We start from the raw sequence: 562 nt of genomic DNA, 5'->3' as shown, positions 1-562 counted from the left end.
TATCAACACTAATTGCCGATTCTTTTTTAACAAACTGAACAACTTGTTCTTGAGCATTTTTCGTTGCTGCCGCATCGTGCTGCTCAGATTTTGCTGCCGCTTGTTTTTGTTTTTTCTTATTCGTTGCCACTACTTGAGGACAACGCGTATCGTGGTGATACATTACCTGGCAATGCAGGCATTGGATACATTCGTTCGGATGGATATCGCCTTCTGGTGCAATGGCCTGTACCGGACATTCATGCGTACAAATCTGACAAGGATTGCCACACATTTTATAGCGGCGCAGCCAGTCAAACACACGGAATCGACCCGGCAATGCGATACCCGCACCCAAAGGACACAGATAACGACAGAAGAAACGTTCGATAAACAATCCGGCAATCAGCAAAGCTGCAGCAAACAATACAAACCACCATTCGCGCATAAACTTCAGAATAATTGCGGTTTTGAAAGGTTCAACTTCTGCAAATTTTTCAGCAGTACCCAAATCATACAGGGAAATAGCCAGCAAACCGAAGAAGATGACGTATTTAATGGCTGTCAGGCGCGTATGCAACAG

General features: G+C 44.7%; 1 protein-coding gene. It reads right to left on the bottom strand.

Translation table 11 applies throughout. The features are described 5' to 3' along the window. On the bottom strand, window positions 1-562 hold a 562-nt coding region (locus ACTHUR_RS16860; RefSeq protein WP_440399837.1), incomplete at both ends, for a 4Fe-4S binding protein.

This window comes from Neisseria sp. P0021.S007 (assembly GCF_051956855.1).
The sequence above is the reverse complement of the archived record's forward strand: the minus strand, read 5'-3'. Positions and strand labels throughout refer to the sequence as shown.